The organism is Streptomyces sp. NPDC007917 (genome assembly GCF_042959105.1).
Taxonomy (GTDB): Bacteria; Actinomycetota; Actinomycetes; order Streptomycetales; family Streptomycetaceae; genus Streptomyces.
In genome coordinates this window covers 42,401-65,927 of record NZ_JBIBKK010000028.1, presented here as the reverse complement: position 1 = coordinate 65,927, position 23,527 = coordinate 42,401, and the positions used below count along the sequence as shown (strand labels likewise).

Annotated in this window: 22 protein-coding genes and 1 pseudogene; 12 read left to right on the top strand and 11 right to left on the bottom strand. The window is 72.6% G+C overall.

Features of this window, described 5'->3' with window-relative positions:
• The first annotated feature begins 73 nt into the window (after positions 1 to 73).
• Together ACFZDL_RS37800 and ACFZDL_RS37795 are read left to right on the top strand one after the other, a co-directional pair.
• Positions 74 to 1,045, top strand: coding sequence for a GlxA family transcriptional regulator (locus ACFZDL_RS37800; RefSeq protein WP_353591596.1), 972 nt, complete (start codon positions 74 to 76; stop codon positions 1,043 to 1,045).
• A complete protein-coding gene (locus ACFZDL_RS37795; protein ID WP_353591597.1) occupies positions 1,042 to 1,647 on the top strand; it encodes a DJ-1/PfpI family protein in 606 nt (201 codons plus the stop codon). Before ACFZDL_RS37800 ends, ACFZDL_RS37795 begins: the two co-directional genes overlap by 4 nt.
• An 11-nt stretch (positions 1,648 to 1,658) precedes the next feature.
• Here the strand turns inward: ACFZDL_RS37795 and ACFZDL_RS37790 are convergent.
• Together ACFZDL_RS37790 and ACFZDL_RS37785 are read right to left on the bottom strand one after the other, a co-directional pair.
• Positions 1,659 to 2,018, bottom strand: a pseudogene (locus ACFZDL_RS37790) (ABC transporter ATP-binding protein); the annotation flags it as partial.
• Between the two features lie 15 nt (positions 2,019 to 2,033).
• Positions 2,034 to 2,939 (bottom strand): LysR family transcriptional regulator, encoded by a 906-nt coding sequence (locus ACFZDL_RS37785; protein ID WP_353591599.1) that lies wholly within the window; start codon positions 2,937 to 2,939, stop codon positions 2,034 to 2,036.
• A gap of 125 nt (positions 2,940 to 3,064) precedes the next feature.
• On the opposite strand from ACFZDL_RS37785, the gene ACFZDL_RS37780 reads away from it, so the two are divergent.
• The 5 genes from ACFZDL_RS37780 to ACFZDL_RS37760 all read left to right on the top strand — a co-directional run bounded on the left by ACFZDL_RS37780 (position 3,065) and on the right by ACFZDL_RS37760 (position 6,451).
• Positions 3,065 to 3,571: a nuclear transport factor 2 family protein gene (locus ACFZDL_RS37780; protein WP_353591600.1), complete on the top strand. Its 507-nt coding sequence runs from the start codon at positions 3,065 to 3,067 to the stop codon at positions 3,569 to 3,571.
• A 98-nt stretch (positions 3,572 to 3,669) separates the two neighbouring features.
• Positions 3,670 to 4,170 carry a cupin domain-containing protein gene (locus ACFZDL_RS37775; RefSeq protein ID WP_353591601.1) on the top strand — a complete coding sequence of 167 codons (501 nt, stop codon included), beginning with the start codon at positions 3,670 to 3,672 and terminating at the stop codon, positions 4,168 to 4,170.
• Entirely contained in the window at positions 4,167 to 4,574 is a 408-nt protein-coding gene (locus tag ACFZDL_RS37770) for a VOC family protein (protein ID WP_353591602.1), read from the top strand. The genes ACFZDL_RS37775 and ACFZDL_RS37770 overlap by 4 nt, the downstream gene beginning before the upstream one ends.
• A 119-nt stretch (positions 4,575 to 4,693) precedes the next feature.
• Positions 4,694 to 5,185 (top strand): TrkA C-terminal domain-containing protein, encoded by a 492-nt coding sequence (locus tag ACFZDL_RS37765; protein WP_353591603.1) that lies wholly within the window; start codon positions 4,694 to 4,696, stop codon positions 5,183 to 5,185.
• Between the two features lie 3 nt (positions 5,186 to 5,188).
• Positions 5,189 to 6,451, top strand: coding sequence for a cation:proton antiporter (locus tag ACFZDL_RS37760; RefSeq protein WP_353591604.1), 1,263 nt, complete (start codon positions 5,189 to 5,191; stop codon positions 6,449 to 6,451).
• Positions 6,452 to 6,472: 21 nt separating this feature from the next.
• Here the strand turns inward: ACFZDL_RS37760 and ACFZDL_RS37755 are convergent, their stop codons facing one another.
• A complete protein-coding gene (locus ACFZDL_RS37755) occupies positions 6,473 to 6,937 on the bottom strand; it encodes a GNAT family N-acetyltransferase (protein ID WP_353591605.1) in 465 nt (154 codons plus the stop codon).
• A gap of 162 nt (positions 6,938 to 7,099) precedes the next feature.
• Complete coding sequence (locus ACFZDL_RS37750; RefSeq protein ID WP_353591606.1) at positions 7,100 to 8,548, bottom strand: PLP-dependent aminotransferase family protein; 1,449 nt, start codon at positions 8,546 to 8,548, stop codon at positions 7,100 to 7,102.
• Between ACFZDL_RS37750 and ACFZDL_RS37745 the strand changes: the two genes are divergently transcribed.
• Together ACFZDL_RS37745 and ACFZDL_RS37740 are read left to right on the top strand one after the other, a co-directional pair.
• A complete protein-coding gene (locus tag ACFZDL_RS37745; protein WP_353591607.1) occupies positions 8,547 to 9,596 on the top strand; it encodes a DMT family transporter in 1,050 nt (349 codons plus the stop codon). The two genes, ACFZDL_RS37750 and ACFZDL_RS37745, sit on opposite strands and share 2 nt — an antisense overlap.
• Positions 9,597 to 9,650: 54 nt before the next feature.
• Positions 9,651 to 9,857, top strand: a complete 207-nt coding sequence (locus tag ACFZDL_RS37740) for a DUF1918 domain-containing protein (protein ID WP_014175108.1) — start codon at positions 9,651 to 9,653, stop codon at positions 9,855 to 9,857.
• A gap of 15 nt (positions 9,858 to 9,872) precedes the next feature.
• On the opposite strand, the gene ACFZDL_RS37735 is transcribed toward ACFZDL_RS37740, so the two are convergent.
• A complete protein-coding gene (locus ACFZDL_RS37735) occupies positions 9,873 to 11,123 on the bottom strand; it encodes a family 10 glycosylhydrolase (RefSeq protein WP_353591608.1) in 1,251 nt (416 codons plus the stop codon).
• 352 nt (positions 11,124 to 11,475) lie between these two features.
• On the opposite strand from ACFZDL_RS37735, the gene ACFZDL_RS37730 reads away from it, so the two are divergent.
• Complete coding sequence (locus tag ACFZDL_RS37730; protein ID WP_353591675.1) at positions 11,476 to 13,758, top strand: xyloglucanase; 2,283 nt, start codon at positions 11,476 to 11,478, stop codon at positions 13,756 to 13,758.
• A gap of 168 nt (positions 13,759 to 13,926) precedes the next feature.
• Entirely contained in the window at positions 13,927 to 14,787 is an 861-nt protein-coding gene (locus ACFZDL_RS37725; RefSeq protein ID WP_353591609.1) for a 3-hydroxybutyryl-CoA dehydrogenase, read from the top strand.
• 29 nt (positions 14,788 to 14,816) lie between these two features.
• Here ACFZDL_RS37725 and ACFZDL_RS37720 read toward each other — a convergent pair whose 3' ends face one another.
• Complete coding sequence (locus ACFZDL_RS37720; protein WP_353591610.1) at positions 14,817 to 15,836, bottom strand: glutathione S-transferase C-terminal domain-containing protein; 1,020 nt, start codon at positions 15,834 to 15,836, stop codon at positions 14,817 to 14,819.
• 217 nt (positions 15,837 to 16,053) lie between these two features.
• Here ACFZDL_RS37720 and ACFZDL_RS37715 point away from each other — a divergent pair, with 217 nt between their 5' ends.
• Positions 16,054 to 16,311 (top strand): hypothetical protein, encoded by a 258-nt coding sequence (locus tag ACFZDL_RS37715; RefSeq protein WP_353591611.1) that lies wholly within the window; start codon positions 16,054 to 16,056, stop codon positions 16,309 to 16,311.
• Positions 16,312 to 16,367: 56 nt separating this feature from the next.
• Here the strand turns inward: ACFZDL_RS37715 and ACFZDL_RS37710 are convergent, their stop codons facing one another.
• The 5 genes from ACFZDL_RS37710 to pheS form a co-directional block, all read right to left on the bottom strand.
• A complete protein-coding gene (locus ACFZDL_RS37710; RefSeq protein WP_353591612.1) occupies positions 16,368 to 16,898 on the bottom strand; it encodes an NUDIX hydrolase in 531 nt (176 codons plus the stop codon).
• Between the two features lie 58 nt (positions 16,899 to 16,956).
• Positions 16,957 to 18,294, bottom strand: coding sequence for a transcriptional regulator (locus ACFZDL_RS37705; protein WP_353591613.1), 1,338 nt, complete (start codon positions 18,292 to 18,294; stop codon positions 16,957 to 16,959).
• A 100-nt stretch (positions 18,295 to 18,394) separates the two neighbouring features.
• Positions 18,395 to 19,576: a PP2C family protein-serine/threonine phosphatase gene (locus tag ACFZDL_RS37700; protein WP_353591614.1), complete on the bottom strand. Its 1,182-nt coding sequence runs from the start codon at positions 19,574 to 19,576 to the stop codon at positions 18,395 to 18,397.
• 280 nt (positions 19,577 to 19,856) lie between these two features.
• On the bottom strand, positions 19,857 to 22,382 hold the full coding sequence (gene pheT / locus ACFZDL_RS37695; protein ID WP_353591615.1) for a phenylalanine--tRNA ligase subunit beta: 2,526 nt from the start codon (positions 22,380 to 22,382) through the stop codon (positions 19,857 to 19,859).
• Positions 22,382 to 23,500, bottom strand: coding sequence for a phenylalanine--tRNA ligase subunit alpha (pheS, locus tag ACFZDL_RS37690; RefSeq protein WP_353591616.1), 1,119 nt, complete (start codon positions 23,498 to 23,500; stop codon positions 22,382 to 22,384). The genes pheT and pheS overlap by 1 nt, the downstream gene beginning before the upstream one ends.
• Positions 23,501 to 23,527: the final 27 nt, after the last annotated feature.

Here is a 23,527-nt window from a genome sequence, read left to right as displayed (position 1 = left end):
GTGTGGAAATGGTGGCGCGATGTGTGGGCTGTGTGTCGTTGCCGCCATCCCGGACAGACCGCAGGCTGGAGGGGTGACCCAGCGACATGTCGTCTTCGTGATCTACGAGGGGTTCCAGTCACTCGACCTGGCCGGTCCGCTCGAGGTGTTCGAGCACGCGGACCGGCTCGTGGGCGGCTACTCCTGCCGGATCGTGGCGCCCCGCCCGGGCCCGGTGCGGTCCTCCAGCGGCCTGCCGGTGCACGCCGGGCACGGGGTGGCCGATCTCGACCCCGGCGGGATCGACACCCTGGTGGTGGCGGGCGGCACAGGGGTGGACCGGGCCCGCCACGATCCGGAGCTGACCGGCTGGATCGCGGCGGCCGCGACCGGCGCCCGCCGGATCACCTCGGTGTGCAGCGGGGTGTTCCTGCTGGCCGCCGCCGGGCTCGTGGACGGGCTGAGGGTCACCACCCACTGGGGCCGCGCGGAGCAACTGACCCGGGAACACCCGGAGGTGCGGGTCGACTGCGACCCCATCTTCGTCCGGGACGGCCGGGTGTGGACCTCGGCGGGCGTGACCGCCGGGATGGATCTCGCGCTCGCCCTGGTGGAGGCGGATCTGGGGCGGGAGGCGGCCCACACCGTGGCCCGGCATCTGGTGTTGTTCCTGCGCCGTCCCGGCAGCCAGTCCCAGTTCAGCGTGGGGCTGTGGACGGCGCAGCCGGCCACCGACTCGATCCGCGCCGTGGTGTCGGCGATCCACGCCGACCCGGGCGCCCGGCACACGGTCGCGGATCTGGCCGGGTGTGCCGGGCTGAGCACGCGCCATCTGCAGCGCAGGTTCACCGCCGAGCTCGGCACGCCGCCCGCGGTCTATGTGGAGCGGGTGCGTGTCGAGGCGGCGCAGCGCGCGCTGGCCGAGGGCGACGACCCGGTCGAGGCCATCGCCCGGCGGTACGGCTTCGGCACCGCCGAGACCCTGCGCCGCGCCTTCCACCGCCATGCCGGCGTCACGCCGTCCGAGTACCGGGACCGTTTCCGATCCACGAGGGAGTACGCATGACCACATACGGCCTGCTGGTGTTCGACGGGGCCGAGGAGCTCGACTTCGTCGGCCCCTGGGAGGTGTTCACCGTCTCGTCGATGCTGCGCGACCGCGCCGACACCGCGGTGCTCATCGCCGAACGCCCCGACGCCGTCCGCTGCAACAAGGGCATGCGGGTGGTGCCGGACCACACGCTGGACGACCATCCGCCGCTGGACGTCCTGCTGGTGCCCGGGGGCATGGGCACCCGCCGCGAGGTGTCCAACCCGGCGGTCATCGACTGGCTCCGGAAGGCCTCGGCGCAGGCCGAGTGGACCACCAGCGTGTGCACCGGGGCGCTGCTGCTGCACGAGGCGGGCCCGGCGCGCGGTCGCCGGGTGGCCACCCACCACGGTTTCGAGGACGCGCTGGAGGCCCGCGGCGAGGTCACGGTGGTGCGCGACGCCCGCTATGTGGTCGACGGTGCCCTGGTCACCAGCCAGGGCGTGTCGGCCGGGATCGACATGGCGCTGTGGCTCGTCGGCCGCCTCCACGGCCGGGACCACGCGCGCGCGGTCCGCCGCTACATCCAGTACGAGCCGGCGCCGCCCTACCTCGCCGACGAGCCGCTTGACGCGTGACGCACACCTCCTCAGGAGGGGGCGAGTGGCCGGGCCGCGTAGGTGCTGCGTACGACGCCGTCGGCGTGGCGCTCCGCGATGGCGGCCACGCCGAACACCTCACGGAGCAGATCGGGAGTGAGGGTGTCCGGCACCGGGCCCGCGGCGACCACCGCGCCACCGTGCAGCACCACCGTCCTCGGGACCGTCGCGGCCGAGCAGGCCGTGGTGCGGGGTGCGGCCCAGCGCCACCACCTCCCGTACGGACAGCCCGGCCGGGCCGCCGCCGGAGTCCTGGAGCACCGCGGCGGTGCGGGCGGGCGGCGGTGCGGGCGGGCGAGCAGGGCCCATACGTCGTCCCCGCCGACGTACACCGCGCCCCGGTCGGGGCGCGGTGTCGGTGACGGTCAGGGGTTCGGTGCAGGTGCCTGCACCAGGTTGAGTGCTGCCTCGCTGAAGGCGCGAACGCGGGCTGTCGCACCGTCGGCGGGCCATACCAGGCCCCAGTCCACTGGTGCGGCGTCCACGAAGGGGACATAGACGACGTCGGGGCGGGCGAAGTAGCGCTTTGTGTGGGCGCCGACGGCGAAGACCCCCTCCCCGGCGCCCACGAGCGTCAGCGTCTCGTTGAACGTCATGGCCGACGGACCGAGTGCGATCGGTCTCCCAGCGGGGGTCCGGCACGGTGCGCGGTCCTCGCGCAGGGATTCCGGCAGCGTCTCGGGAATCTGCAGCACGGTCACGCGAGCCAGGTCTTCGACGGAGACGGTTGCGCGGCGGGCAAACGGATGCCCTGTCGGCACGGCGAGCATGCGTGCCTCCCGCACCAGGACCGGCCCCATGACGATGCCCTCCTCGTGCATCGGATGGCAGGTCAGCGCGATGTCCACCTCGCCACTGCGCAGCCACGGCAGGACTTCCGGCAGGTGCGCCTCTTTGATCTGGGCCTCGCAGTCGGGGTGCCGGGTGCGGAACGCCTGCGTGGCCCCGACCAGCAGCTGGCCCGCCGCCGGCCCGGTGAAAGCGACCCGCAGCAGCCCGGTCAGCCCCCGCCCCGCGTCGACGGCCCGCTCGAACGCGTCGGTGATCCGGGACCAGGCGGGGCGTGTCTCTTCATACAGTTGTCGTCCCACCAGGGACAGCTCCACCCGGCGGCTGGTGCGGTTGAACAACGGGACGCCGATGCGGCGCTCCAGTTTGGCGATGGTCTGGCTGACCCGGGCAGTTGAGACGTGCAGCCGCTCGGCGGTGCGGCCGAAGTGCAGCTCCTCGGCGAGCGTCAGGAACGCCTCCAGCTCGTGCCGCTCCAGCATCCCCGCACCCTCCCATCGTTAATCGAGGCTTCAGGATCGTTGCGCAGGTGCGCATTGATGCCCTATCCGGACCGCAGCAGGATCAGAGGCGTTGAAAGGCCACCTCACCTGCCCAGGAGAACATCATGTACGTCACCCGCGACCGCGCCCTGACCGCCCCTGTGCACGACACCGCCGCGGCCGTCGCGGAACTCAGGGACCGGGCGGAGATCACCGACGCGCTCTACCGCTTCGGCCTGGGCCAGGACCTCAAGGACAAGGAGCTGTTCGCCTCGGCCTTCGCCGCCGACGCCGAGCTGGACTTCCGCCCCGCCGCCTCCAAGTGGGGAGCCAAGCCGCCGCTGATGTCCGGGCGCGACACCATCGTCACCACCATTCTGGCCATGTTCACCGGCCGGGTGGACACCACACACCAGATCACCAACACGCGGATCACGATCGATGGCGACACCGCCCGGCTCACCGCCCTGGTGGAAGCCCAGCACCTGCTCATCGCCGACCCCACCACACACGCGCTGTTGAAGAACCCCTACGACGTCGACCTGGTCCGCGACGGCGACCGCTGGGTCATCCGTCGGCTTCGCATCGACAACACCTGGTACACCGGCGAACCCACCGTGATCTTCGGTTGACACACGCCCCGCACAACCGCACAAGGGCCTCCCTGATCCGGAGAGCTCAAGGCCCTCTCGACTCCCGCAACTCCCCTACCCCCTGGAAAGGGCACGACATGAAGATCGCAGTGACCGGCGGACGGCCGGTACTGACCCGTCACGCCGAGGCCGAGACCTGTGCCGACCCGAGCAGTGTGATGACGCTGCTCTCCGACTCGGACAGCACCACCGACGGCTTCACCAGCTACCGGTCCACGTTCGCCAAGGGAGCCGTGGGGGCACCCGCCCACTTCCACACCAAGGCGACGGAGCTGTTCTTCGTGATCAGCGGGTCCCTCCAGGTGCTGGTGGGTGAGGAGGTCACCGTCCTGGAGGCGGGCGACTTCCTGGCCGTGCCGCCCCACACCCCGCACGCCTTCGCCGCGGCGCCCGGCTGTGAGGCGGACGTGCTGTTCGTGTTCACGCCGGGGATGGGCCGGTTCGACTACCTGCGCCTGCTCGGCCGGGTGATGCGTGGCGAGGCCGACGCGAAGGAGATCGCCGCCTCCGCGGAGCGGTTCGACAACCACTACGTCGACAGCCCCGTCTGGCAGGCTGCCCTGGAGGTCTCAGCGTGATCGACCCCACCGTCCCGGTCCGGCTGGCCCGGCCCTCGCGGGACCTCGCCGCCGCCGAACGCTTCTACGTGGACGGCCTCGGCCTGGCCGTCCTGTGGCGCACCACCGAGCTCGTGCCCGGCGAGCACGACCTGCTGATGGTCGGCCCGCCCGGCGCTGCCTGGCATTTCGAGCTGACGCACGCCCCGGAGCGGCCGCTGGAGCCGACCCCGACGGTGGACGACCTGTTCGTCGTCTACCTCGGCAAGCCGGTGGACGAGTCCCTGATCGACCGCCTGGTCGCGGCCGGCGGTACCCGTGTTCCGGCACACAACCCGTACTGGGACGAGCACGGTGTGACGATCGCCGACCCGGACGGCTACCGCCTGGTGCTGTGCTCCCGCACCTGGGCCGCCCCCGCTTGATCAACCCCCCTGACCCCGCGCATTACCATTTCTTTGCCATTCGTTAGGGTGTACGGGGGACGTCACCGGCCGACACGGTCCGTCGTACGTCCACCGGTAAGTGGCACTACGACGGAAGGATGGCCGTGGGCGCTCCCCGGATCAGCAGCACGCCGTTGCCCGGAATCGGTGTCCGTTACGACCTGACGACGCGCGAACAACGCCGGCTGTCGGTGGTGGCGCATCGCGACGGCGGGCGGACCCTGAGCGCGTATCACCGGGACGATCCCGACGAGTGCGCGCTGTCGGTGCGGCTGACGGCCAAGGAGGCGGAGGCGGTCATCGACGCGCTGATGCCCTCCCACCACAGCCCGACGCTGCTGTCCACGACCGAGCTGGGGCTGGTGGCCGAGCGCGTCGAGCTGTCGTCGGGCTCGTACTGGAACGGGCGGGTGCTGGGCGAGACGCGGATGCGGACGGAGACCGGCGCCTCGATCGTGGCGGTGCTGCGCCGCGCGGAGGCGATCCCCTCCCCGGCGCCGGACTTCCGGCTGGCCGGCGGCGACACCCTGATCGTGATCGGCACCCGCGAGGGTGTGGAGACGGCCGCGGCGATACTCGGGCGGGAGTGACCCATGCACTCCTCCGCTGTTTTCCTGATCGAGTTCGGTGCGGTCATCCTGGGCCTGGGGCTGCTGGGCCGGCTGGCCGGACGTTTTCAGTTCTCCCCGATCCCGCTGTATCTGCTGGCCGGTCTCGCCTTCGGCGAGGGTGGTCTGCTGCCGCTGGGGGCCAGTGAGGAGTTCGTGGCGATCGGCGCCGAGATCGGCGTGATCCTGCTGCTGCTCATGCTCGGGCTCGAGTACACCGCCAGCGACCTGGTCAGCAATCTCAAGACCCAGTACCCGGCTGGGCTGGTCGACGCCGCGCTCAACGCCCTGCCGGGCGCCGCCATGGCGCTGCTGCTGGGCTGGGGCCCGGTGGCCGCGGTGGTGCTGGCCGGGGTGACCTGGATCTCCTCCTCCGGCGTCATCGCCAAGGTCCTGGGCGACCTCGGCCGTCTCGGCAACCGCGAGACCCCGGTCATCCTGTCCATCCTGGTCCTCGAGGACCTGGCGATGGCCGTCTATCTGCCGATCATCACCGCCCTGCTGGCGGGGGTGAGCCTGGCGGCGGGCAGCCTCACCCTGGCCATCGCGCTCGGCATGGCCGGCCTGGTGCTCTTCCTCGCCGTGCGCTACGGCCGTGTCATCTCCCGCTTCGTCTCCAGCGACGACCCGGAGAAGCTGCTGCTGGTGGTGCTGGGGCTGACCATCCTGGTCGCCGGGCTCGCCCAGCAGCTGCAGGTGTCCGCGGCCGTCGGCGCGTTCCTGGTCGGCATCGCGCTGTCCGGGGAGGTCGCCGAGGGCGCGCACAACCTGCTCAGCCCGCTGCGGGACCTGTTCGCGGCCGTGTTCTTCGTCTTCTTCGGCCTGCACACCGACCCCGCCAGCATCCCGCCGGTGCTGCTGCCCGCCCTCGCGCTGGCCGCCGTCACCGCCTGTACGAAGGTCGCCACCGGCTACTGGGCGGCCAAGCGCGGCGGGATCTCCGCCAAGGGCCGCTGGCGCGCGGGCGGCACCCTGGTCGCCCGGGGCGAGTTCTCCATCGTCATCGCGGGGCTCGCCGTCACGGCCGGTATCGAACCGGAGCTGGGCCCGCTGGCCACGGCGTACGTACTGATCCTGGTGATCCTCGGCCCGCTGACCGCCCGCTACACCCAGCCCCTCGCCATGGCGCTGACCGGCCGCCGCAAGCCCGCCGCGCAGGCCGCCGGCGCCGAGGCGGACCGGGCCGACGGAGCCGCCGAGGAGCCGCGGGAGGCGGTGGAGGCGGTGGACCGGCGCGGCGGCCGCTGACCGGCCCGCGGCCCGGCCGCGTCACTTCCCCGGTGTGTCCATGCCGGGGAAGTACAGGCTCATCCAGTGCTCCGGGTCTTCCAGGAGCGAGAAGCCGATCTTCTCGTACACACCGTGGGCGTCGTGCGTCGCCAGCAGCATGCGCCGCAGCCCCAAGGGCGCGAGGTGGTCACGGACGGCCGTGACCAGCGCGGTGCCGAGGCCCGTTCCGCGCGCGGACCGGTCGACGTAGACATCGCACAGCCAGGCGAAGGTGGTGTGGTCGGTGATGACCCGGGCGTAGGCCACCTGGGCGCCCGAGGCCGTCTCGTACACGCCGAAGTTGAGCGAGCCGGCGATGGCCCGGTCCTGCTTGTCGCGGCTGCGGCCCAGCGCCCAGTACGCGTCGGTCGACAGCCAGTGGTGGATACGGGCCGCGTCGAGGCGGGAGGGGTCGGTGGATATCTCGTAGCCCTCGGGCATCGGCTGACCGTTCGCGTCACTCATGGCGCGAGGCTCGCAGGTCGAGGTGGCCGCGTCGAGGGGTTTTCGGCACGTGAGGCATCCGGCACGCAGGCGATCCGGCGTGCGGTTTCCGGCGCGCGCGGAATCCGGCACGCGGGGAATCCGGTGTGCGGGAAATCCGGTGTGCGGGAAACCGGTGTGCCGTCAGCCGAGCACCTCGTCGCAGGCGGTGCGCAGCCTGCGCAGCCCCTCCGCCAGCTCGCCCGCGCCCGCCGCCGAGGCGAAGGCCAGCCGCAGATGCGGGGCGGGGGGCTCGGCGCAGAAGTACGGGCGGCCGGGTGCGACGGCGACCCCTGCGCGCAGGGCGGCGGCCGTCAGCGCGGCCTCGTCGGCCCCGTCGGGCAGCCGCAGCCACAGGTGGAAGCCGCCGGACGGGACATGGCGCAGGGCGAGTTCGGGGAAGTCCCGCCGCACGCCGGTGGCCAGGGCCTCGCGGCGGCTGCGCAACTCGGCGGCGACGGTGCGCAGATGGCGGGTCCAGGCGGGCGAGCCGACGAGCTCGAGCGCGGCCTCCTGCAGCGGGCGCGGCACGAAGAAGCTGTCGACGACCTGGATGGCGCGCAGCCGCTCCAGCGCGGGGCCACGGGCGGTCAGCGCGCCCACCCGCAGGCTGGCCGAGGTGATCTTGGTGAGCGAGCAGACGTGGACGACGACGCCGTCGGGGTCCTCGGCGGCGAGGGTCGCGGGCAGCGGCCCCGCGTCCTCGTGGGCGAGGCGGCGGGCGAAGTCGTCCTCGATCACGAACGCGCCCGCCTCCCGGGCCACCCGCAGCACCTCGCGGCGCCGCTCGGCGGAGAGCAGCGCGCCGGTCGGGTTCTGGAAGAGCGGCTGACAGAGGAAGACGCGCGCCCCGCTCGTCCGGAGCGCCTGTTCGAGCAGATCGGTGCGGACCCCGTCGGCGTCCACGGGGACCGGGACCGGGCGCAGCCCGAAGGCGCGGGCGGCGGCGATCGCGCCGGGATAGGTGGGGGACTCCACGAGCACGGGCGCGCCGGGCGGCGCGAGGGCGCGCAGCGCGGTGGTCAGCGCGCTCTGGCCGCCCGCGGTGATCAGCACCTCGGAGTGGGCGAGTGTCCCGCCGCCGATCTCGGCCGCGAACCAGGCGCGCAGCTCGGTCAGCCCCTCGATCGGCGGGCGGTCCCATGCGCCGGGCCGCCGCCCGGCGCGGGCGAGGGCGGCGGCCAGCGCCCGCTCCGGCTGGAGGGAGGGGTGAAGGTAGCCACCGTGCAGTTCGAGGGCGCCGGACGGCGGGGCGGCGAGGGTCATCAGCACTCCGGAGGCGTCGACGGAGCGCGGAACCGACTCCCCGGACGTCTCGACGCTGAGGGCCACCTCCTGCCAGGAGGTGTCTGCGGGGCGCGGCGCCTCCTCGGCCCCCTGCGGCCGGGCGGCCCGGAAGGCCCCGGCGCCGGGGCGGGTGACCACGAGGCCTTCGGCGCGGAGTGCGGCGAGCGCGCGGGAGACGGTCACCGGGCTCACCCGGTAGCGGTCCACCAGGGCCCGGCTGGACGGCAGCTTCTCCCCGGGAGAGTAGCGGTTCAGTTCCGTACGGAGGATGCCTGCCAGTTCGGCGACACTGCTACGCTCATGCATGAGAGTAGAAGATAGCGCTACTGCGAGTGAGACGATAGCGGTGAGCGGTGGGGGCGAGCCGCGCACCGCCGCCCGGCCCCCGCTCACCCGCCCCGCGCCGTCCCCCGACCGCCAGGGCGGCGCCCTCGGCACCCTCCTGGCCGCGCTGGGCACGGCCGCGTTCTCCCTGACCTTCCCCGCCACCGCCTGGGGTCTTGAGGGCCTGGGCCCCTGGTCGCTGGTCGCCTGCCGGCTCGCCCTGGCCGGGCTGGTGGCGGGCGGCGCGCTGGCCGCCCTGCGCGTCCCGCCGCCCGCCCGCCGCCACTGGCACGGTCTGCTGGTGGTCGCCGGGGGCGTCGTCATCGGCTTCCCGCTGCTGTCCACGCTCGCGCTGCGGACCTCCACCACCTCGCACGCCGCCGTGGTCGTCGGCCTGCTCCCGCTGACCACGGCCGTCTACGCGGCGGTGCGCACCGGCGCAAGGCCCACCCGCACGTTCTGGACCGCGGCCGTCATCGGCGCGGCGGTGATCGTCGCCTTCGCGCTGCAGCAGAGCGGTGGCGCGCCGTCAGCCGGGGATCTGTATCTGTTCGGCGCGCTGCTGGTGTGCGCGGCGGGCTACGGGGAGGGCGCCCGGCTGGCGGGCCACATGCCGGGCTGGCAGGTGATCGGCTGGGCGCTGGTGGCCTGTCTGCCGCTGTCGGTGCCGGGTGCGGCCCTCGCCCTGACCACCGAACCGGTACACCTCGGGGCGCACGCCGTCGCCGGGGTGATGTGGCTGGCCCTGGGCTCCCAGTTCCTGGGTCTTGTGGTCTGGTACCGCGGGATGGCCGCCATCGGTGTGGCCAGGGCCAGCCAACTCCAGCTGGCCCAGCCCCTGCTCACCCTGGTGTGGTCCGTACTCCTCCTGGGCGAACACCTGACCTGGGCCGCGCCCGCCGCCGCGGTCGCCGTCCTGGTCTGCATCGGCGTGACCCAGCGGGCATCGACCGGCGCGAAGCGGGCACCGGTAGACGCAAACCCGTCAGATACGAACCGGTCAGGCGCAAACCCGGAGGAGCGGCCATAAACTGGCCACAGGGACCGCAAAACCCTCCGGGGCACCGGACAGGAGGTCACGCGTATGGAGGCGACCGTAGGCGACAAGCTGCTGGTACACGGCAGGGTTGTCGGAATACACGACCGGACCGCCGAGATCATCGAGGTACTCGGGGACCATGGAACCCCGCCGTACCGCGTCCGCTACGAGGACGACGGTCACGAGTGCCTTGTCTCCCCCGGCCCGGACTCGGTCGTGCGCCACCTGCCCACCGGACGCCCGCGGCCGTAGCACCGGCCCAGGCCGTCAGCGGGGCGGACGCACGCGATACGGATAGTGGTCGGCGACCACGCGCGCCATGGCGCCGTTGCGGTCGGCGGCCACTTCCTTCGCTGAGAAGTACACATTGCCCCGCACCTGCGGATAGTCCCGGTCGAAGGTGAGGTGCCCGGACAGCTCCGCCGGGTCCTGCCAGGGCGCCGGCTGCGCCGGGTCCCCCGCCTTGTACAGCGCCTCACCGATGTAGAGGTTCACGCCGGTGCCGCTCACCACCTCCGCCCACCAGGGCACCAGCTTGGCGTAGTCGGCGGCGGCGAAGCCGATGTTCCAGTACACCTGCGGAACGATGTAGTCGATCCACGCCTCGCGGACCCATGTGCGCGTGTCCGCGTAGAGGTCGTCGTAGGTCTGCACCCCGGCCCGGGTGTCGGAGCCCAGCGGGTCGGTGGCCTGGTTGCGCCAGACGGCGAAGGGGCTGATCCCGAACCGCACCCGCCGGTTCAGACGCTTGATCCGCCCGGCGGTCTCGCGCACCAGCCGGTCGATGTTGTCCCGTCGCCAGGCGGCCCGGTCCGGGAATCCCGCGCCGTGGCGCTCGTACGCCGCGTCGTCGTCGAAGACCTGGCCCGCCACCGGGTAGGGGTAGAAGTAGTCGTCCCAGTGGACGCCGTCGACGTCATAGCGCGCCACCGCGTCCAGCATCGCGTCCTGGACGAAGCGGCGGACCTCGGGCAGGCCCGGGTTGTAGTAGAGCTTGCCGCCGTAGGGCACCACCCACTCCGGGTGCAGCCGCGCCGGGTGGGTGGGGGCCAGCCGGGCGGGGTCGGTGTGGTTGGCGACGCGGTACGGATTGAACCAGGCGTGCAGTTCCAGGCCGCGCCGGTGGGCCTCGCGCACGGCGGTGCCCAGCGGGTCCCAGCCCGGGTCACGGCCCTGGACGCCGGTGAGGTATTCGGCCCACGGCTCGTACCGGGAGGGCCACAGCGCATCGGCGGTCGGCCGGACCTGGAAGACCACAGCGTTCAGCCGGCGGTCGACCGCGGTGTCCAGGAAGGCGAGCAGTTCGGCGCGCTGCTCGGCGGCGGTCAGACCGGGCTTGGAGGGCCAGTCCCGATTGGCGACGCTGGCCAGCCACATCCCGCGGAACTGGCGCCTGAGGTGCCCCCCGCCGCCCCGCGCCTCCTCGCGCCCGTACGCCGCCGCCGAACCCGCCGTGACGGTCGCGGCCAGCGCCCCCGCGGCCGCGGCCGTCAGGCCCCTGCGCGTGATCTGCCCCATCCTCGCTCCTCACTGTTCCTGGCTCGGCATCGTGGCTAACTCCCGCCGATGATGCGGGTCTTACGGGCGCGCGGCAATCCTTCCCACTCTTCCGGACGAGTTGGCTCAGTCGGGCGAGCCTGAAAAAGCGGCCGCCACGCCCCCTTGACGTCACTCTTCTCGCCCGGTCATCGGGCCGCTAGCATCGGTGTCACGCACAATGGGAGCGCTCCCAACCGGACACGGACAGACCCGCACAGACCCGTCCCCGTACCGCCGCGGCCCGCGGCGGATGCCCGGAGAGGAAGTTCCCGTGCGTTTCCATGACATTCCCGTCCGTTCGAACGGCAGAAGCAGACCATTCGGCGCGCTCATGGCCGCGCTGGCACTCGTCGGCGGATTACTGACCGCGGCCGCCGCCCCCGCCGCCGCCCGCCCCGACGACACCCCGAGCAAGCCCACCGCCGGCCTGGCCGCCGCCACCTGGAAGAACGTCCGCGTCGACGGCGGCGGCTTCGTCCCCGGCATCATCTTCAACCGCAAGGAGAAGAACCTCGCCTACGCCCGCACCGACATCGGCGGGGCGTACCGCTGGGACCAGTCGGGCAAGCAGTGGGTGCCGCTGCTCGACTGGGTGGACGGGGACCACTGGGGCTGGAGCGGGGTGGCGAGCCTGGCCAGCGACCCGGTCGAGCCGAACAAGGTGTACGCGGCCGTCGGCACGTACACCAACAGCTGGGACCCGGCCAACGGCGCGATCCTGCGCTCCTCCGACCGCGGCGCCACCTGGCAGACCACCACCCTGCCCTTCAAGGTCGGCGGCAACATGCCCGGCCGCGGCATGGGCGAGCGGCTGGCGGTCGACCCGAACAAGAACAGCGTGCTGTACTTCGGCGCGCCCAGCGGCAACGGCCTGTGGCGCTCCACCGACTCCGGCGTCACCTGGTCGAAGGTGACGGCGTTCCCCAACGCGGGCAACTACGCCCAGGACCCCAGCGACTCCAGCGGCTATCTGAGCGACAACCAGGGCGTGGTGTGGGTGACCTTCGACGAGCGCACGGGCTCGTCGGGCACCGCGACCAAGACCATCTACGTGGGCGTGGCCGACAAGCAGAACACCGTCTACCGCTCCACCGACGCCGGCGCCACCTGGTCGCGCGTCGCCGGCCAGCCGACCGGCTACCTCTCCCACAAGGGCGTCCTGGACTCCAAAAACGGCTACCTGTACCTCACCACCAGTGACAAGGGCGGCCCGTACGACGGGGAGAAGGGCCAGGTGTGGCGGTACGCCACGGCCACCGGGGAGTGGAAGAACATCAGCCCGATGACGGACGCCGACACCTCCTTCGGCTACAGCGGGCTGACAGTGGACCGCGCGACGCCCGGCACCCTGATGGTGACCGGCTACAGCTCCTGGTGGCCGGACACCCAGATCTTCCGCTCCACCGACTCGGGAGCCACCTGGACCCGCGCCTGGGACTTCACCAGCTACCCCAACCGCTCCTTCCGCTACACCCAGGACATCTCGTCCGTGCCCTGGCTGACTTTCGGCACCAATCCGTCCCCGCCCGAGGTCACCCCGAAGCTGGGCTGGATGACCGAGGCCCTGGAAATCGACCCGTTCGACTCCAACCGGATGATGTACGGCACCGGCGCCACGGTCTACGGCACCGAGAACCTCTCGTCCTGGGACTCCGGCGGCCAGATCAAGATCACGCCGATGGTCAGGGGCCTGGAGGAGACCGCGGTCAACGACCTGGCGAGCCCGCCCTCCGGCGCCCCGCTGCTCAGCGCCCTGGGGGACATCGGCGGCTTCCGCCACACCGACCTCGACGCGGTGCCCACAAAGATGTTCACCTCGCCGAGCTTCACCACGACCACCAGCTTGGACTACGCCGAGGCCAACCCGAACACGGTGGTGCGGGTCGGCAACAACGACGCCGCGCCCCGGATCGCCTTCTCCACCGACAACGGCGCCAACTGGTGGCAGGGCAGCGAACCGTCCGGGGTCACCGGCGGTGGCACGGTGGCCGCGGCGGCCGACGGCAGCGGCTTCGTCTGGAGCCCCGAGGGCACCTCCGCCGTCTACTACACCGCCGGCTTCGGTAACTCCTGGACCGCCTCCAGCGGCATCCCGGCCGGAGCGGTCGTCGAATCGGACCGCAAGAACCCGAAGAAGTTCTACGGCTTCAAGTCCGGCACGTTCTATGTGAGCACCGACGGCGGCGCCAGCTTCACCGCCAAGGCCGCCACCGGGCTGCCCACCGACGGCCCGGTGCGCTTCAAGGCGCTGCCGGGCACCGAGGGCGACATCTGGCTTGCCGGCGGCTCCGCGAACGGGGCGTACGGGCTGTGGCACTCCACTGACTCCGGCGCGACCTTCACCAAGCTGAGAGACGTCCAGCAGGCCGACACCATCGGCTTCGGCAAGGCCGCCCCCGGCGCCTCGTACCAGGCGCTCTACACCAGCGCCAAGATCGGCGGCGTCCGCGGGATCTTCCGCTCCACGGACGCCGGGGCGAGCTGGGTGCGGATCAACGACAACGCGCACCAGTGGGCCTGGACCGGCGCCGCGATCACCGGTGACCCGCGGGTCTACGGGCGGGTGTACGTGAGCACGAACGGACGCGGCATCCTGCGCGGCGATTCGGCGTGACCGCGGGCACCGGCCGCTCCAACGGAGCGCGGCGCCCGCCCACTTGAGATCCCGGGCGAGATCCCGGGCCGGGGGCCGGACCACATGGTTCCGGCCCCCGGCCCGTCCCCCGGACCGGACCGGAGGGTAACGTCGGGGGCGACCAGCGGATCAGCGGAAGGGCACGAGGTGACCGACATCGAACGCGTCGGAGTGGTGGGCTGCGGCCAGATGGGCGCGGGCATCGCGGAGGTATGCGCCCGTTCCGGCCTGGAGGTCAAGGTCGCGGAGACCACCGGCGAGGCCCTGGAGCTGGGCCGTACCCGGCTGACCAATTCCCTCGGCAAGGCCGCCGAGCGCGGCAAGATCACCGAGGCGGAGCGCGACGCGACGCTGGAACGGCTGACCTTCACCACCGACCTCGGCGAGTTCGCCGACCGCGATCTGGTCATCGAGGCGGTCGTGGAGAACGAGCAGGTCAAGACCGAGATCTTCCAGGTACTCGACCAGGTCGTGACCCGCCCCGACGCCATCCTGGCCTCGAACACCTCCTCCATCCCCCTGGTCAAACTGGCCGTCGCCACCTCCCGCCCGGACCAGGTCATCGGCATCCACTTCTTCAACCCGGCCCCGGTCCAGCAGCTCGTCGAGCTGATCCCGGCCCTCACCACCGGCGACCAGACCATCAAGCGCGCCGAGGCGCTGGTCCACGACGTCCTCGGCAAACACGCCATCCGTGCCCAGGACCGCTCCGGCTTCGTCGTCAACGCGCTGCTGATCCCGTACCTGCTCTCCGCCATCCGTATGTTCGAATCCGGCATCGCGAGCCGCGAGGACATCGACAACGGCATGGAACTCGGCTGCGCCCACCCCATGGGCCCGCTCAAGCTCTCCGACCTGATCGGCCTGGACACGATCGCGGCGATCGCCGACTCCATGTACGCCGAGTACAAGGAGCCCCTGTACGCCCCGCCGCCGCTGCTGCTGCGCATGGTCGACGCGGGGCGGCTGGGCCGCAAGGCGGGGTCGGGCTTCTACGAGTACGCCTGACCCGCGCCAGGCCGCCGGGCCGGACGCGCTCACCCTGCCCGGCCCGCCGCCGGTACCGTCTCGGCCGTGGGCGCCGGGCCGGGCGCGGTGCCGTCGCCGAAGGGGCGGCCGCCCAGCTGTTCGCGGTGGTGCGGGGTCAGCCAGCCGGAGAGGTCGGGGCCGAGCGGGACGATGCGCCGGGGGTTGATGTCGGTGTGGACCTGGTAGTAGTGGCGCTTGATGTGGTCGAAGTCGACGGTGTCGCCGAAGCCCGGTGTCTGGAAGAGGTCCCGGGCGTACGCCCACAGCACCGGGTCCTCGCTGAGCTTGTTGCGGTTGCACTTGAAGTGGCCGTGGTAGACCGCGTCGAACCGCACCAGCGTGGTGAACAGCCGGATGTCGGCCTCGGTGATGGTGTCGCCGACCAGGTACCGCCTGGTGGACAGGCGCTCGGAGAGCTGGTCGAGGCGGGCGAAGAGCCGGCGGTGGGCGTCGTCGTACGTCCGCTGGTGCTCGGCGAAGCCCGCCCGGTACACCCCGTTGTTCACATCGCGGTAGACCCCCTCCGCCACCTCGTCGATCTCGTCGCGATACGCCTCGGGATACAGGTCCGGCGCGCCCGGCCGGTGCAGGGCGGTCCACTGGGTGGCGAGGTCCAGGGTGATCTGGTGGAAGTCGTTGGTGACCAGGGCGCCGCTGGGCACGTCCACGATCGCGGGCACGCTCACCCCGCCCGGATAGCCGGTCTCGCGGGCGTCGTACGCCTCGCTGAGGAACGCGATGCCCAGCACCGGGTCCCGGTCCCCCGGGTCCAGGGTGAACCGCCAGCTGCGCTCGTCCTGGATGGGGTCCGTGACCGCCAGGGAGAGTGCGGGCTCCAGGCCGAGCAGCCGCCGCGAGATCAGCGCGCGGCTCGCCCACGGGCAGGCCCGGCTGACCACGAGCCGGTACCGCCCCGCCTCGGTGGGCCAGCCGTCCCGGCCGTCGGTGGTGATCCGGTCCGCGAAGTGCGGGCGGGAGCGGGTGAACTCCTCCCCGTCCCCGGGGGCGTCCTGGTCGGCGGCAGACATGGTGGATTCTCCTTCCGGCGGGTGGGTGCTCACGCACCGTGAGCCTTCTCCCGTTCTCGATGTACCCGATCGCACAACTCACTCACCCGGTTTTCACACGGGGTGTGCGCCGGTGACCCGCGTCCGTCCTGCACACACTCTCCCGCGCCACCCCGCGACACGGTTGACTCGGATTGTCGAAAGTGCACGGAAGTACATTCCGGAAGGGGAACAGCCCGTGACCACCGAGCCCGAGCACGCCGCGTTAGCCGTGGAGCTCGCGGAAATCCGCCGCAGGGTCGATGTCAGCCTGGCCCGTGTCGACGGACAACTCGCCCTGCTCGACCACCGCGGGGAACAGTCCGAGGAGGATGTGGAACAACTGGCCGCACGTGTCCGCCATTTGGAGCACGGCCGCTGGCCGCTGACGTCCATCGCCGCGCTGACGGGGGTGTGCGCCCTGGCGCTGGCCCTGTGGCAGGCCGTCGGCCGCTGACGCCCGGCCGGGGGGATACGCGGTCGGCGGGCCGCCGGCGGGGGCGACGCCGGCGGTCAGCCGAAGCGGATGTGGTGGAGCAGCAGCAGCGCGGCCGCCATGTTCGCGGCGGGCACCTCGCCGCGCGCCACCATGTCCGGCACGGACTTGAGCGGCACCCACGCGCGCCGGTCGGATTCGAAGTCGTCCTCCGGCGGCCCGACGTACGCGGCCTCCTCCGCCCAGTAGATGTGGTGCCGGGCGTCGGTGAGCCCGTTGGACGGCTCGACGGAGAGCAGATGGCGCAGCGGGCCGGGGCGCCACCCGGTCTCCTCCTCCATCTCGCGCGCCGCGGCGACCGCGATGTCCTCGCCGTCCTCGACGACGCCTGCCGCCAGCTCCCAGCCCCAGGCGTCGGTGATGAAGCGGTGCCGCCACAGCAGGAGTACCTCATTGGCCGCGTTGACCACGGTGGCCACGGCCACGGGGCGCAGCCGGATCAGATAGTGGTCCAGGTGACGGCCGTCGGGGAGTCTGACGTCTGCGAGGTTCACCGAGAACCACCGGTTCTCGTACACGGTCCGCTCCCTGAGGTTCTTCCATCGCACTGTCAGCCACCTTTCGCCGCACAGTTGGCAAGGCTGTCGACGAGGGCGCGGACCGGACTCAGAGGGGCACGCGCAGCGCCCCGTCGATGAGTTCGGCGGCCTCGGCAGTCGCCGCGCTCCCGCTCTCGGCGAGGTGTTCCCGCACGGCGCGGAGCCGGTCGCGTAAGCGTCTGGACTCCATGCCGCGGGCCCGCTCGGTCATTTCCACCGCCGTGGCCACCGCCCGGTCCGCGTCGCCCTGTCTGAGCGCGATATGGGTGAGCATCGCGAGCCGGTGCACCCGGCCCCGGTCGTGCGCGGGGGTGCCGACCGCGGCGGTGGCGTTCTCCCGTGCCCCGCCGAGGTCGCCCAGGCTCAGCAGCGCCTCCGCGACCTGCACGTTGACCAGACCGGGCTGGACGTAGCCGGTCTCGTCGGGCTCCTGTCCCGGGCGGATCCGGTCGGCGGCGGTCTCGGCGCGCCGGATGCAGGCCAGCGCCCCGGCCCCGTCGCCCAGCCGCGCGTACGCCTTGGCCTGCATGGCGTACAGGTCGGAGGCGAGCGCCGGGGTGATGTGCGAGCCGGACGCGCGCAGCGCCGATTCGGCGAACGCGACCGCCTGCCGGTACTCCTTCATGAACAGGGACTGGTTGACCAGCAGCACGATGACATACGCGCCGAGCCCGCGGTCCCCGCTGGCCTTGGCCAGCCGCAGCGCCTGGTGGAAGTAGCGCTGGGCCAGGCCATGGGCGTCCGAGTCATACGCGCAGATACCGGCGATGGCCACCAGGCCGCCGGTCGCCCGGTGCAGCTGGCGGCCGGTGGCGTCGGGGTAGCTGCCGCGCAGCAGCGGCGCGGCCTCGGCGTTGAGGAAGCCCACGACGCGGGCTCTGGTCGCCACGCCGCCGGCCTTGCGGTACATCTGCTCGTAGTGGGCGCGGGCGGCGCGCAGCATGTCGATGTCGGCCATGCTGACGCGGGTGAGGCCGCGGCGGGAGACGTCCGAGTCCTCCGGCGGGTTCTCCCACTCCCACACCGGGATCACGGCGGGGGTGCCGGTGACCGCGGGGGCCGCCACGACATGGGGCCGCTGCTGCTCGTCGGAGCGCCACAGCGCGGTGGCGCGCTCGACGAAGCCGGACAGCGGGGTGGCGGGGGCGCGCGGCGAGCCGGGGGTGCCGAGGCCGATGTCGTCGAGGGTGAGCGCGCGGTGCAGCCGCTCGCCGAGCACTTCGCAGATCAGGTCGGGCACCTGGCCGCGGGGGCGCTGGCCCTTGAGCCAGCGGGCGACCGCGGTGTGTTCATACCGCAGCTTCATGCCACGGGCCCGGCCCGCCTCGTTGATGTGCGCGGCGAGCCCGGCATGGGAGATCCCGGCCTCGTCGAGTACGGAGTCGAGCAGTGTGTTGGGCTCCATGGCCCCCTCCTGATGCGCCCCCGGCCGCGTGTCCCCGCTTTGCCAGCGTAGTGGAGGTCGATTCGCACGGGGTGTGAAGTGACCGGGCGCAGGCGGTGGTTCAGACGGTCTTCGCCTCGTGGCGCAGCGCCAGCAGGGCGACGTCGTCGGCGAGTCGGCCGCCGGTGTGCCGCAGCACCGCGGACCGCGCCCCGTCGATGACCGCCGCGGGGACGATCGGCCCGGTGCCCGCGGCCCGGGCCAGGGCGGGCCCGAGCTCGAAGAAGGCCCCCCGCGCGTCGCGGGCGTCCTCGGCCCCGTCGGTGTGCAGCACGAGCGCCTCGCCGGGCCGCAGCGGGGCGCCGAGGGTGGCGGGGAGGTCGTCGGGCAGCGGGAAGGGGCCGAGCGGGGGCAGCACGTCGCCCAGGGGCAGCCGGCGCGCCCGCGCCTCGCCGGTCGTGTCCTCGGACAGCAGATACGGCCAGGGGTGGCCGCAGTTGAGCGCGGTGAGCTCGCCGTCGGGACGCACCTCGAGCAGCAGTACGGTGACGAACTCCTCCGCGACCGGGCTCTCCGGTCCCCCGCCGGCCGGCGGATCGCCCAGGGCGCGCTCGCGCAGATGGCGCTGCAGGGCGCGGTCCAGGCGGCGCAGTACGCCGGTGAGCTCGGGTTCGTCGTGGGCGGCCTCGCGGAAGCTGCCGAGCACGGCGGCGACGGTGCCGATGGCGCCGAGGCCGTGGCCGCGGACGTCCCCGATGATCAGGCGGACGCCGTGGGCGGTGGCCAGCGCCTCGTACAGATCGCCGCCGACCACGGCGCCCCGGCTGGCGGACAGATAGCCGACCGCCATCTCGATGCCGTCCAGGCGGGCCGGCAGCGGCCGCAGCACGGCGTCCTGCGCGGCGGCCGCGACCGCCCGCAGCTGCTCCAGTTCGCGGACCAGTCGCAGTCTGCGGCCGTTGGTGAGATAGCTGGCGACGGCCACGGCGAGGATGGCGCCGCAGCTGACCACGCTCGCGTGCGGCTCCTCCACGTCGCCGTCGGGTTCCAGGGTGCTCGGCGGGCCGAGGGCGAACAGCATGCTCGCGCCGCCGAGCAGCAGGATGCACCTGCGGCGCCCGCTGCTGGCGCAGGCGATGGCGGGCGCGGCGGCGAGGAGCGGGACCACTTCGGTGTCATGCGGGGTCAGCAGTTCCCAGCAGAGGGCACCGAGCACCCACAGACAGGGGATGACCTTGGTGAAGGCCCGCCGGGCCCGTGCTCTTGACACGTACGCGCCGCCGACTGCCCATGTCCCGATCATGTGTCGCCCCCCAACGCCGGCCAACGAGGCGGTCGGCCAAGCCCTGATGGGTCGGTGCTGCACGGGCCGTACGACCGGGACGATTCTGGCGACAGCCACTGCCAAAATGAGTAGCCGCACTCCGATTCTCACCTGATCGGGTGAGAAGGACTTCACCGTGTTGTCGAACGCAGCGCCGAAGCGGCGGAACAGGGGCCCTGCGCGCGGGTGGGGCGCACCCCGCGTACGGGATGCGCCCCGGAGGAGAACCGAGCCTCAACGAGGAGGCTCAGGCGGAACCTCAGACGCCGCGCAGGACGGCGCCGGTGCGCTCGCGCGCCGAGGCGATCGCCCCCTCACGGGCCGCCGAGGCCTCCTCGGCGGTCAGCGTGCGGTCGGGGGCGCGGAAGCGCAGGGCGTAGGCCAGGGACTTCCTGCCCTCGCCGAGCTGTTCGCCGGTGAAGACGTCGAACAGCCGCAGCGACTCCAGGAGTTCACCCGCCCCGGCCCGCAGCGCCGCCTCGACATCGGCCGCGGCGACCGACGCGTCGACGACGAGGGCGACGTCCTGGGTGGCCACCGGGAAGGTGGACACATGCGGCGCCTGGACCGGGCCGGGGACCGCCCGCTCCAGGCGGTCGAGCTCGATCTCCATCGCGCAGGTGCGGTCGGGCAGGCCGAGGGCCTTGGTGACCCGGGGGTGCAGCTCTCCGGCGTTGCCCACCAGGATCTCCTGGCCGTCGACGACGGTCAGCAGCGCGGCACACCGGCCGGGGTGCCAGGGGTCCTGCTGGTCCTGGCGGACGATCAGCGGGGCCCCCGCCGCACGCGCCACGATCCGGCCGGCCTCGACCGCGTCGGCCCAGCTCACCGGGGTGCCCTTGGCCCACCAGCCGGCCTGCTCGCGGGCGCCCGCCAGCACGACGGCGGCGCGCCGCGGCTGGCTGGGCAGTGCGGCGTTCAGCGCGGCGATCTCCTCGTCCGACGGACGGTGGTCCACCGGCAGGACGGCCGCCGGGGGCTCGTCGCCGGTGGCGCGGAAGACCAGACCCGTCTCGAACAGCGCGAGGTCGTGCGTCCCGCGGCCGTCGTTGCGCCGCAGCGCGGCGAGCAGCCCCGGCAGCAGGGTGGTGCGCAGCGCCGGTTCGGCGTCGGAGAGCGGGTTGACCAGGCGGACCAGATCGCGCCGCGGGTCGTCCGCGGCCAGGCCCATCTGATCGAGCACTTCCTCGCCGATGAACGGGTAGTTCAGGGCCTCCACATAGCCGGCGCCGGCCAGCGCCCGGCCGACCCGGCGGTGCAGCCGCTGGCGCTCGGTCAGCCCGCGGCCGGACGGCGGCTGGGGCAGGGTCGAGGGCAGGTTCTCATAGCCCTCCAGCCGGATGACCTCCTCGGCGAGGTCGTTGGGGTCCCGCAGATCGGGCCGCCAGCTGGGGACGGTCACGGTGAGGGTGTCGGCGCCGTAGACGTCGCAGCCGACCTGCTGGAGCCGGCGCACCACGGTCTCCCGGCCGTAGGCGAGGCCCGCGACCTTGTCCGGGTGGTCGGCGCTCACCGTGATCGTACGGGGCGCGCTGGGCGCGATGATCTCGGTGACGCCCGCCTCGGCGGTGCCGCCCGCCAGCAGCACCAGCAGATCGACGGTGCGCTGGGCGGCCGCCGAGGCGGCCTCGGGGTCGACGCCGCGCTCGAAGCGCCGGGACGCCTCCGAGGACAGCTTGTGGCGGCGGGCGGTACGGGCGATGGAGACCGCGTCGAAGTGCGCGGCCTCGATGACCACATCGGTGGTGCCCCGCACGGCGCCGGTCTCGGGGTCGGCCTGGGCGTCGGCGATCTCGGTGTTGGCCCCGCCCATGACGCCGGCCAGCCCGATCGGGCCGTTGTCGTCGGTGATCACCAGGTCCTCGGCGTCCAGGACGCGCTTGGTGCCGTCGAGGGTGGTGAACTTCTCGCCCGGCTCGGCGCGGCGCACACCGATCGTCCCGCTGACGCGCGACCGGTCGTAGGCGTGCAGCGGCTGCCCGAGCTCCAGCATCACGTAGTTGGTGACGTCGACGGCGAGCGAGACCGGCCGCATCCCGGCCTTCTGCAGCCTGCGCCGCAGCCAGATCGGGGAGTGCGCCTCGGGGTCGAGACCGGTGACCGTGCGCGCGGTGAAGCGGTCGCAGCCGATCCGGTCGGCGACCTGGACCGGGTAGCCGTGCGCGTTGGGCGCGGGCACGTCCAGCAGGGCCGGGTCGCGCAGCGGCAGCCCGTAGGCGGTGGCGACCTCGCGGGCGATGCCGCGCAGCGACAGGCAGTAGCCGCGGTCCGGGGTGACGGCGATGTCCAGGACCTCGTCGACGAGCTCCAGCAGCTCGATCGCGTCGGTGCCCACCTCGTACTCCGGGGGGAGCACGATGATGCCCTGGTGGTCGTCGGACATGTCGAGCTCGGCGGCCGAGCAGATCATGCCCTCGGAGACCTTGCCGTACGTCTTGCGCGCCGAGATCGCGAAGCCGCCGGGCAGCACCGCGCCGGGCAGGGAGACGACGACCTTGTCGCCGACCGCGAAGTTGGTCGCGCCGCAGATGATGTTCTGCGGCTCGCCGGTGCCGTTCGCCTGCCCCACGTCGACCTGGCAGTAGCGGATGGGCTTCTTGAAGCCCTCCAGCGTCTCGATCGCCAGCACCCGGCCGACCACCAGGGGGCCCTTGAGTCCGGCGCCGAGCTGCTCGACGGTCTCGACCTCGAGCCCGGCCGAGACGAGTTTGGCCTGCACGTCGCGGCCGGTCTCACCGGCCGGCAGGTCGACGTACTCCCGCAGCCAAGAAAGCGGGACCCGCATCAGATCTCCATCCCGAAGGGCCGGGTGAAGCGCACATCACCCTCGACCATGTCTCGCATGTCTTCCACGTTGTGCCGGAACATCAGCATCCGCTCGATGCCGAACCCGAAGGCGAATCCGCTGTACTTCTCCGGGTCGATGCCACAGGCGATCAGCACCCGCGGGTTGACCATGCCGCAGCCGCCGAGCTCGATCCAGCCCTCGCTGGAGCAGGTGCGGCAGGGCCGGTCGGGGTTGCCGACCGAGGCGCCGCGGCACACGTAGCACTGCATGTCCATCTCGGCGGACGGCTCGGTGAACGGGAAGAAGTTCGGCCGCAGCCGGGTGGACATGCCCTCCCCGAACAGCGCCGTGACCATGTGGTCCAGGGTGCCCTTGAGGTCGGCCATGGTCAGGCCCTCGTCGATCGCCAGCAGCTCGACCTGGTGGAAGACGGGGGTGTGGGTGGCGTCCAGCTCGTCGGTGCGGAACGTCCGGCCGGGGCAGATCACATAGATGGGCGGCTTCCGGTCCAGCATCGACCGGATCTGCACGGGCGAGGTGTGGGTGCGCAGCACCACCCCCGACTCCGCGCCCTTGGGGCCCTGCACGAAGAACGTGTCCTGCATCTCGCGGGCCGGGTGGTCCGGCGGGAAGTTGAGCGCGTCGAAGTTGAACCACTCCGCCTCGACCTCGGGCCCCTCGGCGACCTCGTAGCCCATGGCCACGAAGACGTCCTCGATGCGCTCGGAGAGCGTGGTGATGGGGTGGCGGGCGCCGGCCGGGACCCGGTCGTACGGCAGCGTGACGTCCACCGCCTCCTCGACCAGCACCCGGGCGTCCCGCTCCGCCTCCAGCTCCGCCTGCCGGGCCGCCAGCGCCTTGTTCACCGCCCCGCGCGCCTGGCCGACGCGCTTGCCCGCGTCCGCCTTCGCATGCGGCGGCAGCGCGCCGATCTCGCGGTTGGCCAGCGCCAGCGGCGAGCGGTCGCCGGTGTGCGCGACCTTCACCTCGCGCAGCGCCTCGAGGTCCGCGGCGGCGGCGACGGCGGCGAGCGCCTCGTCGCGCATCCGGGCGACCTCTTCTGGTTTCAATGCCTCGACCTCGACAGGGTCGTACGACTTATTGGGTGCCGACATCTCTTCCCGTGCTTCCGATTGGCTGTG

Coding starts and splice junctions, on each gene's coding strand:
- ACFZDL_RS37795 (WP_353591597.1), top strand. CDS start 1,042: ATGACCACATACGGCCTGCTGGTGTTCGACGGGGCCGAGGAGCTCGAC.
- ACFZDL_RS37785 (WP_353591599.1), bottom strand. CDS start 2,939: ATGCTGGAGCGGCACGAGCTGGAGGCGTTCCTGACGCTCGCCGAGGAG.
- ACFZDL_RS37780 (WP_353591600.1), top strand. CDS start 3,065: ATGTACGTCACCCGCGACCGCGCCCTGACCGCCCCTGTGCACGACACC.
- ACFZDL_RS37775 (WP_353591601.1), top strand. CDS start 3,670: ATGAAGATCGCAGTGACCGGCGGACGGCCGGTACTGACCCGTCACGCC.
- ACFZDL_RS37765 (WP_353591603.1), top strand. CDS start 4,694: ATGGCCGTGGGCGCTCCCCGGATCAGCAGCACGCCGTTGCCCGGAATC.
- ACFZDL_RS37760 (WP_353591604.1), top strand. CDS start 5,189: ATGCACTCCTCCGCTGTTTTCCTGATCGAGTTCGGTGCGGTCATCCTG.
- ACFZDL_RS37755 (WP_353591605.1), bottom strand. CDS start 6,937: ATGAGTGACGCGAACGGTCAGCCGATGCCCGAGGGCTACGAGATATCC.
- ACFZDL_RS37745 (WP_353591607.1), top strand. CDS start 8,547: ATGAGAGTAGAAGATAGCGCTACTGCGAGTGAGACGATAGCGGTGAGC.
- ACFZDL_RS37750 (WP_353591606.1), bottom strand. CDS start 8,548: ATGCATGAGCGTAGCAGTGTCGCCGAACTGGCAGGCATCCTCCGTACG.
- ACFZDL_RS37740 (WP_014175108.1), top strand. CDS start 9,651: ATGGAGGCGACCGTAGGCGACAAGCTGCTGGTACACGGCAGGGTTGTC.
- ACFZDL_RS37735 (WP_353591608.1), bottom strand. CDS start 11,123: ATGGGGCAGATCACGCGCAGGGGCCTGACGGCCGCGGCCGCGGGGGCG.
- ACFZDL_RS37730 (WP_353591675.1), top strand. CDS start 11,476: ATGGCCGCGCTGGCACTCGTCGGCGGATTACTGACCGCGGCCGCCGCC.
- ACFZDL_RS37720 (WP_353591610.1), bottom strand. CDS start 15,836: ATGTCTGCCGCCGACCAGGACGCCCCCGGGGACGGGGAGGAGTTCACC.
- ACFZDL_RS37705 (WP_353591613.1), bottom strand. CDS start 18,294: ATGGAGCCCAACACACTGCTCGACTCCGTACTCGACGAGGCCGGGATC.
- ACFZDL_RS37700 (WP_353591614.1), bottom strand. CDS start 19,576: ATGATCGGGACATGGGCAGTCGGCGGCGCGTACGTGTCAAGAGCACGG.
- pheT (WP_353591615.1), bottom strand. CDS start 22,382: ATGCGGGTCCCGCTTTCTTGGCTGCGGGAGTACGTCGACCTGCCGGCC.
- pheS (WP_353591616.1), bottom strand. CDS start 23,500: ATGTCGGCACCCAATAAGTCGTACGACCCTGTCGAGGTCGAGGCATTG.